Below are 15,242 nucleotides of genomic sequence, written 5' to 3'. Positions count from 1 at the left end.
TTCCCCGGAGGGAGACTTCCGGGTCGCAAGGGAAGGGCGGGTGTCACATGGGGCGCGCGCCCTTTCTCTTGGGTAGGTTTCGATTGCCGAAGCGATCCTCCCCGGCACGGGGAGGGGGACCACCCGAAGGGTGGTGGAGGGGCACGTGCAGTCGGGCGCGGCGCATGACCTCCCGTACCCCTCCACCATGCTTCGCATGGTCCCCCTCCCCCTGCGGGGGAGGATCGCTTCTTCAATAACTCCGCGGCATCCCCAGCACATGCTCCGCGACATAGGACAGGATCATGTTCGTGCTGATCGGCGCGACCTGATAGAGGCGCGTTTCGCGGAACTTGCGTTCGATGTCATATTCGGCGGCGAAGCCGAAACCGCCGTGGGTCTGGATGCACGCCTCGCCCGCGGCCCAGCTCGCCTCGGCGGCGAGCATCTTGGCCATATTGGCCTCGGCGCCCGCATTTTCGCCCGCCTCATATCTGGCGATGCCGTCATGGACGAGCAGTTCGGCGGCGCGCATCTGCGCATAGGCGCGCGCGATGGGGAATTGCACGCCCTGATTCTGCCCGATCGGGCGCCCGAACAGCACGCGCTCCTTGGCATAGCTCGAGGCCTTCTCGATGAACCACTTGGCATCGCCGATGCATTCGGCGGCGATCAGCAGCCGCTCGGCATTCATGCCCGACAGGATGTAGCGGAAACCCTTGCCCTCCTCGCCGATCAGATTGGCGGCGGGGATGCGCATGTTGTCGAAGAAGATTTCGGTCGTCGCATGGTTCATCATCGTGTCGATCGGCCGGATCGACAGCGTACCCGCGGCGAGCGCTTCCTTCATGTCGACGAGGAACACCGACAGGCCCTCGGTGCGGCTCGCGGCCTCCTCGCGCGGGGTGGTGCGCGCGAGCAGGATCATCAGGTCGCTATGCTCGGCGCGGCTGGTCCACAGTTTCTGGCCGTTGACGACATAGTCGTCGCCGTCTTTCTTGGCGGTCGTCTTCAGGCTCAGCGTATCGGTGCCGCTCGTCGGTTCGGTGACCCCGAACGCCTGCAGCCTGAGTTCGCCGGTCGCGACGCGCGGCAGGTAGCGCGCCTTCTGCTCCTCCGACCCGTGGCGGAGCACGGTGCCCATCACATACATTTGCGCATGGACCGCGCCGCCGTTGCAGCCCTGCCGCTGGATCTCCTCGAGGATCGCCGCGGCGGCCGAGAGCGGCAGGCCCGCGCCGCCATATTCCTCGGGGATCAGCGCGGCGAGATAGCCCGCCTCGCCGAGCGCCGCGACGAACTCGCTCGGATATTCGCGTGCGCGATCCTTCGCCTGCCAATAGGGGCCGGGGAATTGCGCGCAGAGCTTGGCGACCTCTTCGCGGACGGCGGTATAGTCGTGGGTCATGCCTGGTGGACCAGTCCCTTGTCGATGAGCGCGGCGATCGCGCCGCTGGAAAGGCCGAGCCGCTCGGCGAGCACCTTTTCGCTATGCTCGCCGTTGCGCGGGGCGGGGGCGGGCGGCGCGCGCTCGGCCTGCGGGATGGTCGCGAAGGCGCCCGCCGCGGGATAGGCGAAGCCGCTGGGGTTCGCCGCCGCGCCGAAGATCGGGTTCTCCGCGACCAGCGCCGGGTCGTTCGCGGCGTCGAGCATCGTACGATAGGGCGAATGCACGATCCCGCCCGCGTCGAAGGCGGCGGCGAGATCGGCGTGATCGCGCGCGGCGATTGCCACCTCGAACAAAGGATAGAGCGCGTCGCGGTGGTCGAAGCGCAGCCCGTCGTCGCTGGCGAAGGACATGCCGCGTTCCGCCTCGATCGCGGCGACGGCTTCGCCAAGGTGCAGTGCGGCGATGAGGTTCGCCCATTGCCGCGGCGTAACGACGACGATCATCGTCCGCTGCCCGTCGCGCGTCACGAAGTCGCGCCCGAACAGCCCATAGACGGCATTGCCGAGCCGCGGCCGGTTCGCCCCGCCATACAGCACCTCGGCGATGCCGCCGAGATTGGCGACGGTGCCGATCGCGATGTCGGAAAGCGGCAGCCGCACCTCGCCGCCTTCGCCGGTCGCGGCGCGGCGCTGGATCGCCGCCATCAGCGCGAAGGCGGCATAGGCGCCGGTCAGCAGGTCCCAGGCGGGCAGCACATGGTTGACCGGTTCGGGCCCCGCGCCGGTCAGCATCGGATAACCGACCGCATTGTTCACCGTATAGTCGAGCGCGGGCGAGCCGTCGGCCCAGCCCATCACGCGGACGGTGATCAGGTCGGGTCGGCCCTCGGCGAGCACCTCGTGCGACAGGAAACCGCCGACGGGGAAGTTGGTGACGAACTGGCCGGTCGAACGCACCAGCGCCTGCAGCAGTTCGCGCCCTTCGGGCCGGCCGAGGTCGAGCGCGACCGACTTTTTCGCGCGGTTGAGATTCTCCCAATAGAGCGAATCATTGTTCTCGGTCACCGGCCAGCGCCGGAAATCGGGGCCGCCGCCGATCTGGTCGACGCGGATCACCTCCGCCCCCATCTGCGCGAGATAGAGCCCCGCGGTCGGCGAGGCGACAAACGAGGAAGCCTCTATGACCGAGAGATTGGGGAGGAGGTTATACATCAGGCATCCGCGCGACCGATGATCGCGATCGACGACACATTCTGGTTCGGCATTCCGCCCAGATTGTGGCTGAGCGCAAACACCGGATTATCCTGCCGCTGCCGCTCGCCCGCGCGGCCGAGAATCTGGAGATAATTCTCGTAGATCATGCGCAGCCCCGACGCGCCGATCGGATGGCCGAAGCATTTCAGTCCGCCGTCGATCTGACACGGGATCGACCCGTCGCTATCGTAAAAGCCGTCGAGCACGTCGCGCCAGCCCTGGCCTTCCTTCGAGATGTGGAGATCCTCCATCGTCACCAGTTCGGTGACCGAGAAGCAGTCATGGACCTCGATCAGGCTCAATTGCGCGCGCGGATCGGTGATCCCCGCCTCGTCATAGGCCTTGGTCGCGGCGACGCGCGTGGTGTGGAAATAGCTGCCGTTCCAGCCCTGCGCCTGCATCTCCCAGCCGTTCGAGGTCGCGAGCTGGAGCGCCTTCACCGTCACGATGTCGGTCTTGCCGAGCGCGCGCGCGATTTCGGGCGTGGTGACGATCGCGCAGGCGGCGCCGTCGCTGACCCCGCAGCAGTCGAACAGGCCGAGCGGTTCGGCGATCATCGGTGCGTTCAGCACCTGCTCCATCGTCACCGCTTTCTGCAGATGCGCCTTGGGGTTTTTCGCGCCGTTCGCATGGCTCTTGACCGAGACATGCGCCATCGCACGCTTGAGGTCGTCCTTGCCGACGCCATGGACGCCGCGATAGGCGCTCGCGAGCTGCGCGAAATTGCCCGGCGCCGACCCGGTGATCCCGACCATGTCGTGCGTCGTGCCGCGGGTGCGGACGGGCAGGCCGCCATAGCCGGTGTCCTTGAGCTTCTCCGCCCCCATCGCGAGCGCGATGTCGCAGGCGCCCGAGGCGACCGCATAGACCGCACCGCGAAAGCTTTCGGTGCCGCTGGCACAGTAATTTTCGACCTTGGTGACGCCGATGTCGGGCAGGCGCAGCGCGACCGCGAGCGGGATGCCGCTCGGCCCGATATTCTGCGCGTCGAACGCGGCGCCCAGCCAGGCGGCGTCGATCTGGCTCGCCTCGATCCCGGCGTCGGCCATCGCCTCCTCATAGGCCTCGAGCATCAGCTGATCCTCGTCCTTGTCCCAGCGTTCGCCGAACTTGGCGCAGCCCATGCCCAAAATGGCGACTTTATCGCGAATACCTTTAGCCATTTGTCGTCTCCTATTCCATCCCTTCTCCCCTTGCGGGAGAAGGATACGGAGCCTTGCGCCGAAGGCGCTAGGCGCAGTTGGATGAGGGGGCCTGCGAGCCTCTGGCTCGCGCGGTCGCGTGCGACCGCAACCCCTCACCCAGCTTCGACTAGGCAGCAAGCTGCCAAGTCTTCGCAACCCTCTCCCGCAAGGGGAGAGGGGTAAATCAGAAAGCCGGCGCCGCCTTCCAGAAATACCGCCTGAACCCGCGGTTCTCGTCGAACGCCTTGATGCGGAACATCATCCGCAAATCGGCGCCGACGTCGAGTGCATCGTCCGCGAAATCGGTGAATTCGGCCATCATGCGCCCGCCGCCGACAAAGTCGATATTGCCATAGTAGCTCGGCGGGTCGGGCGAGTAGGTGAGCGCGTCGGCGGTCCAGGTCATCACCTTCGCCGGCACTTCGGCGAGCGGATAATCCTCCTGCGTGCCCACGGCATGCTCGTTGGCGTTGACGCTGACCTCGCTCTTCGGGAACTGCACCGTGCCGGTCTTGGTGCAGCGCCCGCCGACGAGGCCGAGCACCGCCTTGCGGTTGCGCCACAGCGCGGTCAGCGCGGTCTTGCTGTCATGCTCGGCGCGTGCGCCGCGGTCGAGCTGGAGCAGCCCGCGGTGGAAGAGATATTTGGCGTAATTGCTCGACTCGATCCGCCGCGCGAGCCAGCCCGAGACGCCGAGCCGCGGCTTCACCGATCCGATCGCGCCGGTGACCTCGAACAGCAACAGGTCGCAGCCCTGGCCGAAGCTCGCGAGCAGGATGCGCTCGCCCGCCTTCGCCGTTTCGAGCGCCGCCGCCAGCATCACCAGCGCATGCGCCGCGCCGGCATGGCCGAGGCTGGCACCCAGCGTGTCGGCGACCGCGCCCTCGGCGATGCCGGCTTTCTTGGCGAGCATCTCGGGGACGCCCTTGACCGCGACGGGGACGAGGAAATGGTCGATCGCTCCGCCCTCGACGCCCGCCTTTTTGAGCAGCGCCGCGATCGCGGGGTTCATGATCCGCGCGAACCCTTCGTCGCGCACCCAGCGCGCTTCCCAGTCATAGTCATGCGCTTCGCCCGCTTCGCGGAAATGGTCGACGAAATCGACCGTCACGCTGTGGCTGGCGACGAGTTTCGCGAGCGGGGTGCCGGTGCCGACGAGGATTGCAGCAGCGGCGTCGCCGCTCGTCATCTCGCGTTCGGATGCGGGCTTGGGTGTGGTGATTTCCGCCGCAGTGACCAGCGTGGTGTCATTCCCGCCGAGCGCGGCGAGCAGCGCCGAGGTCGCCGCGCGCTGCGATCCCGCGACGTCGAGCGCGCCGACCGCATCGGGCAGGTTCAGCGCTTCCTTGACGATGCCGGCATTCTGGCGGTCGGCAAAGGGCAGGGTGGTCGAGGCGATGGCGACGCGCTGCACGCCCGCCCGGTCGATGCCGCCGAGCGCATCGCGCGCCGCCTCGAGCGCCATGGTGACGCTGTCCTCGTCCCAGTTGGCGACCGCCTTCTCGCCCTTGGCGAGCCCGCGCAGCCCGCCGGCGAACCAAGAGTTGGTCGCATGGATCGCGCTGCGCTGCAGCCGGGTGATCGGCACATAGGCGCCGAACGCCAGGATTCCGAAATCGCTCATGCCGTCTCCGCATAGCCGTTGGTGAAAACAATCTTGTCGCGCTCGACAACACGCGCGCGGAAGGCGAGCTTGCCACCCTCTTCGTCCCAGATCGAGGTCTCGATCGTTTCGCCGGGATAGACCGGCGACGAAAAGCGGCCGTCGAGGCGTTTTAGCCGCGCCGGCTCGTTGCCGCAGCGCGCGGCGAGCAACGCGCGCCCGATCACGCCATAGGTCGCAAGCCCGTGGAGGATCGGCGCGTCGAAGCCGCCCGCCCTGGCGACATCGGGATCGATATGCAGCGGGTTGAGGTCGCCCGACAGGCGATAAATTTGCGCCTGGTTCGCGGCGGTCGCCAGCGTGACGATGGCATCGGGCGCGCGGTCGGGAAGCGGATGCGGCACCGGCGCGCCCTCGGCCAATCCGCCGAAGCCGCCGTCGCCGCGCAGGAAGGTCATCGAGCGCGAGGTCGCGAGATGCGTGCCCACGCCGTCGTGGATCTCGCGCGTCACCATCGCGAGCGCGCCCTTGTCCGCGCCCTTGTCGTAGAGCGCCTCGATCACCGTCGATCCGACGATCTCGCCCTCGACCGGAAGAGGGGCGTGGAGGATCGTCGACTGCTCGCCGTGCAGGATTTTCTGCCAGTTCGTGCCGAGCGCCGGGTCGCGCCAGATGAAGCCCGGATAGCCGAGCGTCACCGCCATCGTCGGCAAGGCCTTGAGCCGTTCCTCGAACAGGAAATCGAGTTCGGTGGCGCCGATACCGAGTGCATAGAGGATGGTGTCGCGCTTGGTCAGCGCCTGCCGCGTGACGATGGGGGGCATTGAGAGGAGGGCTTGCGAATCGATCATAAGCTCCTCCCCGGAACGGGGAGGGGGACCATGCGAAGCATGGTGGAGGGGTACCCTCGATCATGCGCAGCGTATGGCCTCACGTACCCCTCCACCACCCTTCGGGTGGTCCCCCTCCCCCCTTGGGGGAGGATCGCATCAAATCGGATCATAGCCGAACACGTCCCCCGACCGCTCGGCGGGGTCGGCAAAGCTCCCCCGGAACGCCGGGAGCATCTCGTCGGCGATCGCCTGCGCGGTCCAGCCTTCGCTCTTCTGCATCGACCGGATCGGGCGCGGTTTCGAGAAGAGGAAAATCTCGTTCTTGCGCACGCCGAACACCTGGTTCGACACTTCCTTCGACGCATCGCTCGCGAGGAAGGCGACGAGCGGGGCGATCTTGTCGGCGGTCATCGTCTTCATCCGCTCGATGCGCAGCGCTTCGGCCTCGTTGGTCGCGGGGATCGTCGCGATCAGCCGGCTCCACGCGAAGGGCGCGATACAGTTGGAGCGCACTCCGGCGCGCGCCATGTCGAGCGCGATCGACTGCGACAGCCCGACGATGCCCAGCTTCGCCGCCGAATAATTGGCCTGGCCGAAATTGCCGATCAGCCCGCTGGTCGAGGTGAAGTGGATGAAGCTGCCCGACCCCTGATCGCGAAAATAGGGTGTCGCGGCCTTCGACACGTTGAAGCAGCCGTTGAGGTGGACGTCGATCACCGCGTTCCAGTCCTCATGGCTCATCTTGTGCCAGATGCGGTCGCGCAGGATGCCGGCGTTGTTCACCACCGCGTCGATACGGCCAAACGCCTGCACCGCATCCTCGACGATGCTCGCCGCGCCCTTGGGGTCGGCGACGCTCGCGCCGTTCGCCAGCGCCTTGCCGCCCGCGGCCTTGATGTCGTTGACCGTTTCCTGCGCGGGGCTGAGGTCGGCGCCTTCGCCTTCGGCGGTCCCGCCGAGGTCGTTGACGACGACCGCCGCGCCTTCCTTGGCGCAGAGCAATGCGATCTCGCGCCCGACGCCGCGTCCCGCGCCCGTCACCGCGACCACCTTGCCGTCCAGCATGCCCATGCGACTCTCCCTTCGTTGGTGGAAAACCGGCTAGTTGAGCTTTGCGCACACTTCAATATAAAGAATAGCAGTTTCATATTTGTGAAAAGGATGCGGTGTGTCGGGCGAGGTCAGATCGGTGTCGCAGGCCTTTGCCGTGCTACGGCTTCTCGCCGAGCGCGACCCGATGACGCTGTCGGACATCGGTCGCGCGCTCGGGCTCGGCGCTTCCTCCTGCTTCAATCTGCTCGGCACGCTCGTCGCCGAGGGCGCGGTGGTGCGCGAGGCGCCGGGGAAGCGCTATCGCCTAGCCGACGGCTGGGCGCGCTCGGGGCTGCTGCGCGACGGCGACGCGCGGCGGATGATCGACCGGCTGCGCCCGCTGATGGCGCGTTTCGCGCAGGAACATGGCGTGACCGCGGGGCTGTGGCAGGTCGCCTCGAAGGACCGGCTGCAGCTCGTCGCCTATGCCGAGAGCAATGCCGTGCTGCGCATCCACCTCGCGCAGGGGCAGCGCCAGCCGCTCGGCGGCGGCGCGGTCGGCCGCGCGATCGCCGCGGCGCAGGCAGCGGGCGAGGCGGAGATCGCGCGGCGCTTTGCGGGGGTGCGCTGGGAGAAGCCCGTCAGCTTCGCCGACTATGCCGCGCAGATCGGGGTCGCCGCGCAGGCGGGTTATGCGCTCGACGAGGGCCATACCCATATCGGCATCTGGACGCTGGCGGCGGTCGTGCCGGGCCGCGGCGCCGAATATTGCGCCTCGGCAAGCTTCTTCGCGGGATCGCGCGCCGCCGCCGAGGTCGCGGCGCTCGGCCGCGCGCTGGTCGAGCTGGCGGCGTCGGCCGAGGGCTAGAAGCCCGCTTCGCCCAGTAGCGCCTTCGCCTCCGCACCCTCCCAGTCGATCGCGCCCACCACGCGCCACACCTCGCGCCCTTCGGCGTCATAGAGGATGCTCGTCGGCAGCGCGCTGTTATAGGCGTCGAGCAGATGGTTGTCGGGATCGAGATAGGGCTCGAGCGCCGCGAGCTTCGCCTTGGCGAACCAGGGATCGACCACCGCGGCGCCCTGCAGGTCCTGCGCGACCGCCACCACCGCCAGCTTGCCGGTCTGCGCGGCGGCGAGCTTGTCGAGCGTCGGCATCTCGGCGACGCACGGCGCGCACCAGGTCGCCCACAGGTTGACGAGCAACGGCTTGCCGCGGAACGCCGCGAGCGTCACCGTCGCGTCGTCGGGTCCGGTGAAGGTCGCCGCGGGTGCGGGCTTGCCCGCTTCGCGGCGGATCACCTGGTGCTTGAACGTCGTCACCCCCGCCTTGCCTTCGGAAGCCGAAATATTTGCTTGGGGCGCTCCGGGTTGCTCCCCGGCACCCTTTTCCCTATCGCAGCCCGCGATCGATCCGGCCAGCAGCACGGCGAGGATCGTTGGGTAAGGGCTTGGGACGCGGCGGATGGCGGAATCTCCGGACAGCAACAGCATGTGGGGCGGCCGCTTCGGTGCCGGTCCCGCGGCGATCATGCAAGAGATAAACGCGTCGATCCCGGTCGATAAGCGCCTGTGGGAAGAAGATATCGCGGCGAGCCGCGCGCACGCCGCGATGATCGGCGCCGCGGGGATCATCTCTGCCGACGATGCGGCCAAGATCGACGCCGGCCTCGCGCAGATCGCGGGCGAGTTCGCGGCGAACGGCGTGCCCGTCGACCTCGCGCTCGAAGATATCCACATGACCGTCGAATCGCGGCTCAAGGAGATCATCGGCGAGCCCGCCGGGCGGCTCCACACCGCGCGCTCGCGCAACGACCAGGTCGCGACCGATTTCCGCCTGTGGGTGCGCACGGCCTGCATGCGCATCGACGCGGGGCTGAAGGCGATCCAGACGGCGCTCCTTGCGCGCGCCGACGAACATGCGGGCAGCATCATGCCCGGCTTCACGCATTTGCAGGTCGCGCAGCCGGTGACGCTCGGCCATCATCTACTCGCCTATGTCGAGATGTTCGGCCGCGACCGGTCGCGCTTCGCCGATGCGGCCCGGCGCCTCAACGAATCGCCGCTCGGTGCCGCGGCGCTCGCGGGCACCAGCTTCCCGCTCGACCGCGATGCCACCGCATCGGCGCTCGGCTTCGACCGGCCGATGGCGAACAGCATCGACGCGGTCTCGGACCGCGATTTCGCGCTCGAATTTTGCGCCTCGGCCTCGATCGCCGCGATCCATCTGTCGCGCCTCGCCGAGGAAGTGGTGATCTGGGCGAGCCAGCCCTTCGGCTTCATCAGCCTGCCCGACGCCTGGTCGACCGGCAGCTCGATCATGCCGCAGAAGCGCAACCCCGACGCCGCCGAACTGGTGCGCGGGCGCGCCGGCTTGCTGCTCGGCGCCTTTCAGCGGCTCGCCGTGATCGTGAAGGGCCTGCCGCTCACCTATTCGAAGGACCTGCAGGACGACAAGGAGACGGTCTTCGGCGCCTTCGACGCGCTCGCGCTGTCGCTCGCCGCGATGACGGGCATGGTCGACACGCTGACCTTCCGCACCGACCGCATGCGCGCGCTCGCGGCCTCGGGCTTCTCGACCGCGACCGACCTGGCCGACTGGCTGGTGCGCGAGGCGGGGGTGCCGTTCCGCGAGGCGCATCATATCGTCGGCGCCTGCGTGAAACGATCCGAGCAGCTCGGCGTTGAGCTGTCGGCGCTGCCGCCCGCGGAAGCGCGTGCGATCCACGCCGCGGTGACCCCCGCGGCGCTCGCGGCGCTGACTGTCGAGGCGTCGGTCGCCAGCCGAACAAGCTATGGCGGCACCGCACCCGAACGGGTAAGGCAGGCCATCGCCGCGGCCCGCGCCGCGCTGGAGGAATGAATGAGCGTCCCGCGCAACCTTGTCCTGACCGTCCTCGGCGGCGCGCTGCTCACCGGCGCGCTGGGCGCGTGCGGCAAGAAGGAAGATCTGAAGCCGATCGCCGGCGACCCGCCCGCGCCGTTGCCCGTCGGGGCAAAGCGCGCGCCGACCACGGAGGAGCTTACGACGCCTGACGCGCAGGCCAAGCCCGCGCGCAGCGACGAACTTCTCAAACGCTCCGAGCAACGCGAACCCGACGATTTCGACTTGCCGCCTCCGGGCTGATCGAAACCGAGCTTACCTAATCCGTTCGTGTCGAGCGAAGTCGAGACACCCATCGGCGTAGCGCCGTCCATAGGGGCATCTCGACTTCGCTCGATGCGAACGGAAAAATAGAGATCAGGACTTCCTGCAATGAATCATTTCGACATTCGTGACGGCGTGATGCACGCCGAAGACATTCCGCTGCCCCGTATCGCCGAGGAAATCGGCACCCCCGTCTATGTCTATTCGCGCGCGACGCTCGAGCGCCATGCGCAAGCCTTCGCCGACGGGCTGAAGGACGTGCCGAGGAAGCACCTCGCCTTCGCGATCAAGTGCAACCCCAACCTCGGCGTGCTCCGCGTCCTCGCGCGGCAGGGCTATGGCGCCGACGTCGTGTCGGGTGGCGAACTCGAACGCGCGCTCGCGGCGGGCATGGCGGCCGAGGACATCGTCTTTTCGGGCGTCGGCAAGACGCGCGCCGAACTCGCGCAGGGGCTGGACCGCGGCATCGGCCAGTTCAACATCGAGCACGAGCCCGAAGGCGTCGCGCTTGCCGAAATCGCGCTGGCCAAGGAAATGACCGCGCCCGCGGTGCTGCGCGTCAATCCCGACGTCGACGCGGGGACGCATGCGAAGATCTCGACCGGCAAGGCCGAGAACAAGTTCGGTGTCGGCATCGACGTCGCACCCGAAATCTTCGCCCGTCTCGCCGCGCTGCCGGGGCTCCAGATGCGCGGCGTCGCGGTCCATATCGGCAGCCAGCTGACCAGCCTCGACCCGCTCGAGGCGGCGTTCGAGCGCGTCGGCCGGCTCGTCGCCGACCTGCGCGCCGCGGGGCACAGCATCACCCATGTCGATCTCGGCGGCGGCCTCGGCGTGCCGTACAAGGCCGAGGATAATCCGCCGTCGCCGGCCGAATATGGCGCGATGGTCGCGCGCGTGACCAGGGACTGGGACGTCACTTTGATGTTCGAGCCCGGCCGCGTGATCGCGGGCAACACCGGTGTGCTCCTGACCGAGGTGCTGTGGGTCAAGCCCGGCGCGACGAACCCCTTCGTGATCGTCGACGCCGCGATGAACGACCTCGCGCGTCCGGCGCTCTACGACGCATACCACGACTTTGTCGCGGTGAAGCCGTCGGGCGAGACGATGACCGCGTCGATCGTCGGCCCGGTGTGCGAGACCGGCGACACCTTCGCGCGCGACCGCGTCACCGACAAGGTCGAGCCCGGCGACCTCGCGGTGTTCCGCACCGCGGGCGCCTATGGCGCGACGATGGCGTCGACCTACAACAGCCGCAGCCTCGTCCCCGAGGTGCTCGTCGACGGCGACCGCTATGCCGTCGTCGCCGACCGCATCACCGCGGGCACGATCATGGCCGCCGAGCGCGTCCCCGACTGGATCGACTAGATCCTCCCCGGAACGGGGAGGGGGACCATCGAAGATGGTGGAGGGGCACGTGCAGTCTGGCGCTGTGCATGACCTCCTGTGCCCCTCCACCACCCTTCGGGTGGTCCCCCTCCCCCGGTGGGGGAGGATCTGCTAGGATCGATCCATGCACCAGCTTCCCATCTTCCTGAACCTCGGCGGCCGCACGGTCGTGCTGGTCGGGGAGGGGGAAGCGGCCGACGCGAAGGCGCGGCTGATCGCGCGGGCGGGCGGGCGGATCGTCCCGGCATGGGAGGCGGGTGCGACGCTCGCCTTCGTCGCGCTCGAAGACGATAACGAAGCGCGCGCCGCCGCGGCGGCGCTGCGCGCGCGTGGCCTGCTCGTCAACGTCGTCGACCGCCCCGATCTCTGCGATTTCACCACCCCGGCGATCGTCGACCGCGCGCCGGTGACGATCGCCATCGGCACCGGCGGCGCGTCGGCGGGCCTCGCCAAAGCCGTGCGCCAGCGGATCGAGGCGCTGCTTCCCGCCCGCCTCGGCGCGCTCGCCTCGGCGCTCCACGCCGCGCGCGGGGCGATGAAGGCCCGCTGGCCCACCGCCGCCGCCCGCCGCCGTGCGATCGACGCCGCGCTTGCGCCCGGCGGCGCGCTCGACCCGCTCGACGGCGGCGCGGTGGACAACATCGAAGCTTGGCTGGCCGTCGACGCGGCGACCCAGCCGAGCCGCCTCGAAACGATCTGCCTGACCGGCCCCGATCCCGACGACCTCACGCTGCGCGCCGCACGCCTGCTCGGCGAGGCCGACCATATCTTCCACCCCGCGCAGATTACTGCCGCGATCCTCGACCGCGCGCGCGCCGACGCGGTGCGCCACGTCAGCGATGCCCCGCCCGCCGATCCGCCCGCGGGCCTGTCGCTCTGGCTCGCACCGCCCACCGCATGACCACGATCCATCCCCTCTATGGGGCGATGGAGCCTACGATCTTCGAGCATATGTCGGGGCTTGCTCGCGTCCATGACGCGATCAACCTCGGGCAAGGCTTCCCCGACGAGCCGCCGCACCCCGATATGATCGAGGCGGCCACGCGCTCGCTCGCGGAAAAGTCGCACCAATATCCGCCGGCCTTCGGCCTGCCCGAGCTTCGCGACGCCATCGCGGGCTTCTATGCGCGCCGACAGGGGCTCTACCTGACGCGCGAGCAGCTGGTCGTCACCTCGGGCGCGACCGAGGCGCTCGCCGCGGCGCTGCTCGCGCTGGTGGGGCCGGGCGACGAGGTCATCCTCTTTCAGCCCGCCTATGACAGCTATGCGCCGATGGTGCGCCGCGCCGGCGGCGTGCCGGTGTCGGTGCCGCTGAGCCCGCCCGACTGGCGCCATGACGCCGACCGGCTCGCGGCCGCGATCACCCCGCGCACCCGGCTGCTGATGCTCAACGATCCGCTCAATCCGGCGGGGACGGTGGCGAGCGAAGCCGAACTGGCGATGATCGCCGACCTCTGCGTTCGGCACGACCTCGTCGCGATCTGCGACGAGGTGTGGGAGGATGTCCGCTTCGACGATGTCCCACACCGGTCGCTGCTGTCGATGCCCGGCATGGAGCGCCGCGCGGTCAAGATCGGCTCGGCGGGCAAGATCTTCGGCCTCACCGGATGGAAGGTCGGCTGGTTCGCCGCCGCGCCCGATATCGCGCAGGCGCTCGGTCGCGCGCACCAGTTCCTGACCTTCACCACACCCCCCGCGCTGCAATGGGCGGTCGCCGAGGGGCTCGGCAAACCCGACGCCTGGTTTGCCCGGCAGCGGGCGGGGTGGGCGGCGTCGCGCCGCCATCTCGCCGATGCGCTCGAACGCGCGGGTTTCGTCCTACTCCCGAACGCCGCGACCTGGTTCCTTTGCATCGATCTCGCGGCTTCGGGCATTGCGCTCTCCGACCGCGACTTCAGCGAGCGCGCGGTGCGCGAGGCGGGGGTGGCGTCGATCCCGGTGTCGGCGCTGTTCGAAGGCGACGGTCCGCGGCACATCCTGCGGCTCTGCTTCGCCAAGGACCATGATACCCTCGACGAAGCCGTCGCGCGCCTTGCGGTCTTTCGTAGGGCGCTCGCCTGACGGTCCTAACATTCTCCCTCACCCTTCCGGCGCTGCGCGCCTCCCTCCCTCTCCCGGTGGGAGAGGGAGGGGTGAGGGTGACAAAAGGGGCGCGCTAAGGCGCGATCGCCAGCCCGTCGCCGTTCTTGCCCGCGGGCAGGCGGCGCAGCACCTGGCCGCTCGCGACGTCGATCTCCGCGACCTTGTCGTGCCCCGTCTCGGCGGCATAGAGCCGCTTCGAATCGGGGCTGAACAAGAGGGTCACCTGTCGCGCCGCGTCGCCCTCCGATACCTGGATGACCTTCACCGGCGCGCGCGTCTCGGCGTCGAACAGGCTGATCGTGCCCGCGCCGATATTGCTCGTCGCGATCAGCCGGCCGTCGGGGCTCGCGAGCACGCGGATCGCGACGGGGTCGACCGCATGTTCGGTGACCTTCGCGCCGCTCGCGGTGTCCCACACCGACACGCGCGGCGCATCGAGGTCGCCGACCCACAATTCGCGCCCGCCCTTCGCCAGCGCCAGCCCCTCGGGCTTGCCGCCGACCGCGAGATCGCGGAGCTTCTTCGCATCTTTGAGGTCGAGCACGCTCACCGTGCCCGAAGCGATATTGGCGGTATAGGCGGTGCGGTTGTCGGGCGCGACGACGACCATATGCGTGCCCTGCTGCCCCGTCGCGATCGAGGTCAGCGCGCCGTCCGGCGCGACCACCGCGACCGACTGGCTGCCCTCCGCGGTCGCGACCAGCCGCCCGTCGCCGAGCCAGAGCAGCCCGTGCGGCCGCTGGTTCGGCGCGATGTCGATCGTCTTCAGCTTCGCCTTCGCCGCGACGTCGAACACGTCGATCGTCGTCCCGCCATAGGCGACCACGGCCGCCTGCTTGCCGTCGGGCGATACCGCGATCTCGTGCGGCATCCGGCCCGTCGGTAGCCGCGCCACCTCGATCCCGGTGTCGAGCGCGACCAGGCTCAGCGTATCCTCGCCCTTGTTGCCGATCAGCAGCGTCTCGGCGGCGACCGGCGGGACGGCGAGCAGCAGGATCGACACGATGGCGGCGGCGCGGTTCATGATCGTCTCTCCAGGCAAGGCCCCGCCACCCTATGCAGCGCCCCCGTCCGGGCAACCGCCGTTCGACGAGCGACATGGCCATATTACGATAAGTTCATTGGCATGCGCGTGCCGCGCGCCGCACGCTGTCCCCGCGGCCGATCCGCGCCGCACCACTTGGGGAGGGAAATATGAACCTGCCGTCCATCGACATCACCGCCTTGCCCTTGCTCGACACCATGGTCGGGCTGTTCGGCTCGCTCGTCGCGCCCGGCGCGACCCAGGGGCCGTCGATCTTCGAAGTGTCGGTCACCGTCATCCTGATCATCCACGACTGACCGCGCGCGGC

At 68.8% G+C, this 15,242-nt stretch carries 15 protein-coding genes; 7 read left to right on the top strand and 8 right to left on the bottom strand.

Annotation, left to right across the window (positions count from 1 at the left end; translation table 11 throughout):
- Positions 1 to 232: 232 nt before the first annotated feature.
- The 6 genes from AC1RNQ_RS00540 to AC1RNQ_RS00515 all read right to left on the bottom strand — a co-directional run bounded on the left by AC1RNQ_RS00540 (position 233) and on the right by AC1RNQ_RS00515 (position 7,313).
- Positions 233 to 1,387, bottom strand: a complete 1,155-nt coding sequence (locus tag AC1RNQ_RS00540) for an acyl-CoA dehydrogenase family protein (protein WP_493168055.1) — start codon at positions 1,385 to 1,387, stop codon at positions 233 to 235.
- Positions 1,384 to 2,580, bottom strand: coding sequence for a CoA transferase (locus AC1RNQ_RS00535; protein WP_493168053.1), 1,197 nt, complete (start codon positions 2,578 to 2,580; stop codon positions 1,384 to 1,386). The genes AC1RNQ_RS00540 and AC1RNQ_RS00535 overlap by 4 nt, the downstream gene beginning before the upstream one ends.
- Complete coding sequence (locus AC1RNQ_RS00530) at positions 2,580 to 3,785, bottom strand: acetyl-CoA acetyltransferase (RefSeq protein ID WP_493168052.1); 1,206 nt, start codon at positions 3,783 to 3,785, stop codon at positions 2,580 to 2,582. Before AC1RNQ_RS00530 ends, AC1RNQ_RS00535 begins: the two co-directional genes overlap by 1 nt.
- A gap of 205 nt (positions 3,786 to 3,990) precedes the next feature.
- Entirely contained in the window at positions 3,991 to 5,430 is a 1,440-nt protein-coding gene (locus tag AC1RNQ_RS00525; RefSeq protein WP_493168050.1) for a 3-oxoacyl-[acyl-carrier-protein] synthase III C-terminal domain-containing protein, read from the bottom strand.
- Positions 5,427 to 6,260 (bottom strand): MaoC family dehydratase, encoded by an 834-nt coding sequence (locus tag AC1RNQ_RS00520; RefSeq protein ID WP_493168049.1) that lies wholly within the window; start codon positions 6,258 to 6,260, stop codon positions 5,427 to 5,429. The genes AC1RNQ_RS00525 and AC1RNQ_RS00520 overlap by 4 nt, the downstream gene beginning before the upstream one ends.
- A gap of 138 nt (positions 6,261 to 6,398) precedes the next feature.
- Complete coding sequence (locus AC1RNQ_RS00515) at positions 6,399 to 7,313, bottom strand: SDR family NAD(P)-dependent oxidoreductase (RefSeq protein ID WP_493168047.1); 915 nt, start codon at positions 7,311 to 7,313, stop codon at positions 6,399 to 6,401.
- 97 nt (positions 7,314 to 7,410) lie between these two features.
- On the opposite strand from AC1RNQ_RS00515, the gene AC1RNQ_RS00510 reads away from it, so the two are divergent.
- Positions 7,411 to 8,142, top strand: coding sequence for an IclR family transcriptional regulator (locus AC1RNQ_RS00510; RefSeq protein WP_493168046.1), 732 nt, complete (start codon positions 7,411 to 7,413; stop codon positions 8,140 to 8,142).
- On the opposite strand, the gene AC1RNQ_RS00505 is transcribed toward AC1RNQ_RS00510, so the two are convergent.
- A complete protein-coding gene (locus AC1RNQ_RS00505; protein ID WP_493168044.1) occupies positions 8,139 to 8,594 on the bottom strand; it encodes a TlpA family protein disulfide reductase in 456 nt (151 codons plus the stop codon). The two genes, AC1RNQ_RS00510 and AC1RNQ_RS00505, sit on opposite strands and share 4 nt — an antisense overlap.
- A 169-nt stretch (positions 8,595 to 8,763) precedes the next feature.
- On the opposite strand from AC1RNQ_RS00505, the gene argH reads away from it, so the two are divergent.
- From argH to AC1RNQ_RS00480, 5 genes are all read left to right on the top strand, one after another.
- Positions 8,764 to 10,134 (top strand): argininosuccinate lyase, encoded by a 1,371-nt coding sequence (argH, locus tag AC1RNQ_RS00500; protein ID WP_493169376.1) that lies wholly within the window; start codon positions 8,764 to 8,766, stop codon positions 10,132 to 10,134.
- Complete coding sequence (locus AC1RNQ_RS00495; RefSeq protein WP_493168043.1) at positions 10,135 to 10,398, top strand: hypothetical protein; 264 nt, start codon at positions 10,135 to 10,137, stop codon at positions 10,396 to 10,398.
- A 129-nt stretch (positions 10,399 to 10,527) separates the two neighbouring features.
- The gene (lysA, locus tag AC1RNQ_RS00490; RefSeq protein ID WP_493168041.1) at positions 10,528 to 11,787 is read left to right on the top strand and encodes a diaminopimelate decarboxylase; all 1,260 of its coding nucleotides are present in this window, start codon (positions 10,528 to 10,530) and stop codon (positions 11,785 to 11,787) included.
- Positions 11,788 to 11,932: 145 nt separating this feature from the next.
- Positions 11,933 to 12,709: a precorrin-2 dehydrogenase/sirohydrochlorin ferrochelatase family protein gene (locus AC1RNQ_RS00485; protein ID WP_493168039.1), complete on the top strand. Its 777-nt coding sequence runs from the start codon at positions 11,933 to 11,935 to the stop codon at positions 12,707 to 12,709.
- Complete coding sequence (locus AC1RNQ_RS00480) at positions 12,706 to 13,869, top strand: aminotransferase (RefSeq protein ID WP_493168037.1); 1,164 nt, start codon at positions 12,706 to 12,708, stop codon at positions 13,867 to 13,869. The genes AC1RNQ_RS00485 and AC1RNQ_RS00480 overlap by 4 nt, the downstream gene beginning before the upstream one ends.
- Before the next feature lie 94 nt (positions 13,870 to 13,963).
- Here AC1RNQ_RS00480 and AC1RNQ_RS00475 read toward each other — a convergent pair whose 3' ends face one another.
- Positions 13,964 to 14,914, bottom strand: coding sequence for a beta-propeller fold lactonase family protein (locus tag AC1RNQ_RS00475; RefSeq protein ID WP_493168035.1), 951 nt, complete (start codon positions 14,912 to 14,914; stop codon positions 13,964 to 13,966).
- 170 nt (positions 14,915 to 15,084) lie between these two features.
- On the opposite strand from AC1RNQ_RS00475, the gene AC1RNQ_RS00470 reads away from it, so the two are divergent.
- Complete coding sequence (locus tag AC1RNQ_RS00470; RefSeq protein WP_493168034.1) at positions 15,085 to 15,231, top strand: hypothetical protein; 147 nt, start codon at positions 15,085 to 15,087, stop codon at positions 15,229 to 15,231.
- Positions 15,232 to 15,242 lie beyond the last annotated feature (11 nt).

The sequence above is a fragment of the Sphingopyxis sp. GW821-FHT12F08 genome (assembly GCF_058806755.1).
The sequence above is the reverse complement of the archived record's forward strand: the minus strand, read 5'-3'. Positions and strand labels throughout refer to the sequence as shown.

Coding starts and splice junctions, on each gene's coding strand:
- AC1RNQ_RS00495 (WP_493168043.1), top strand. CDS start 10,135: ATGAGCGTCCCGCGCAACCTTGTCCTGACCGTCCTCGGCGGCGCGCTG.
- AC1RNQ_RS00485 (WP_493168039.1), top strand. CDS start 11,933: ATGCACCAGCTTCCCATCTTCCTGAACCTCGGCGGCCGCACGGTCGTG.
- AC1RNQ_RS00515 (WP_493168047.1), bottom strand. CDS start 7,313: ATGGGCATGCTGGACGGCAAGGTGGTCGCGGTGACGGGCGCGGGACGC.
- lysA (WP_493168041.1), top strand. CDS start 10,528: ATGAATCATTTCGACATTCGTGACGGCGTGATGCACGCCGAAGACATT.
- AC1RNQ_RS00475 (WP_493168035.1), bottom strand. CDS start 14,914: ATGAACCGCGCCGCCGCCATCGTGTCGATCCTGCTGCTCGCCGTCCCG.
- AC1RNQ_RS00470 (WP_493168034.1), top strand. CDS start 15,085: ATGAACCTGCCGTCCATCGACATCACCGCCTTGCCCTTGCTCGACACC.
- AC1RNQ_RS00480 (WP_493168037.1), top strand. CDS start 12,706: ATGACCACGATCCATCCCCTCTATGGGGCGATGGAGCCTACGATCTTC.
- AC1RNQ_RS00540 (WP_493168055.1), bottom strand. CDS start 1,387: ATGACCCACGACTATACCGCCGTCCGCGAAGAGGTCGCCAAGCTCTGC.
- AC1RNQ_RS00520 (WP_493168049.1), bottom strand. CDS start 6,260: ATGATCGATTCGCAAGCCCTCCTCTCAATGCCCCCCATCGTCACGCGG.
- argH (WP_493169376.1), top strand. CDS start 8,764: ATGTGGGGCGGCCGCTTCGGTGCCGGTCCCGCGGCGATCATGCAAGAG.
- AC1RNQ_RS00535 (WP_493168053.1), bottom strand. CDS start 2,580: ATGTATAACCTCCTCCCCAATCTCTCGGTCATAGAGGCTTCCTCGTTT.
- AC1RNQ_RS00530 (WP_493168052.1), bottom strand. CDS start 3,785: ATGGCTAAAGGTATTCGCGATAAAGTCGCCATTTTGGGCATGGGCTGC.
- AC1RNQ_RS00525 (WP_493168050.1), bottom strand. CDS start 5,430: ATGAGCGATTTCGGAATCCTGGCGTTCGGCGCCTATGTGCCGATCACC.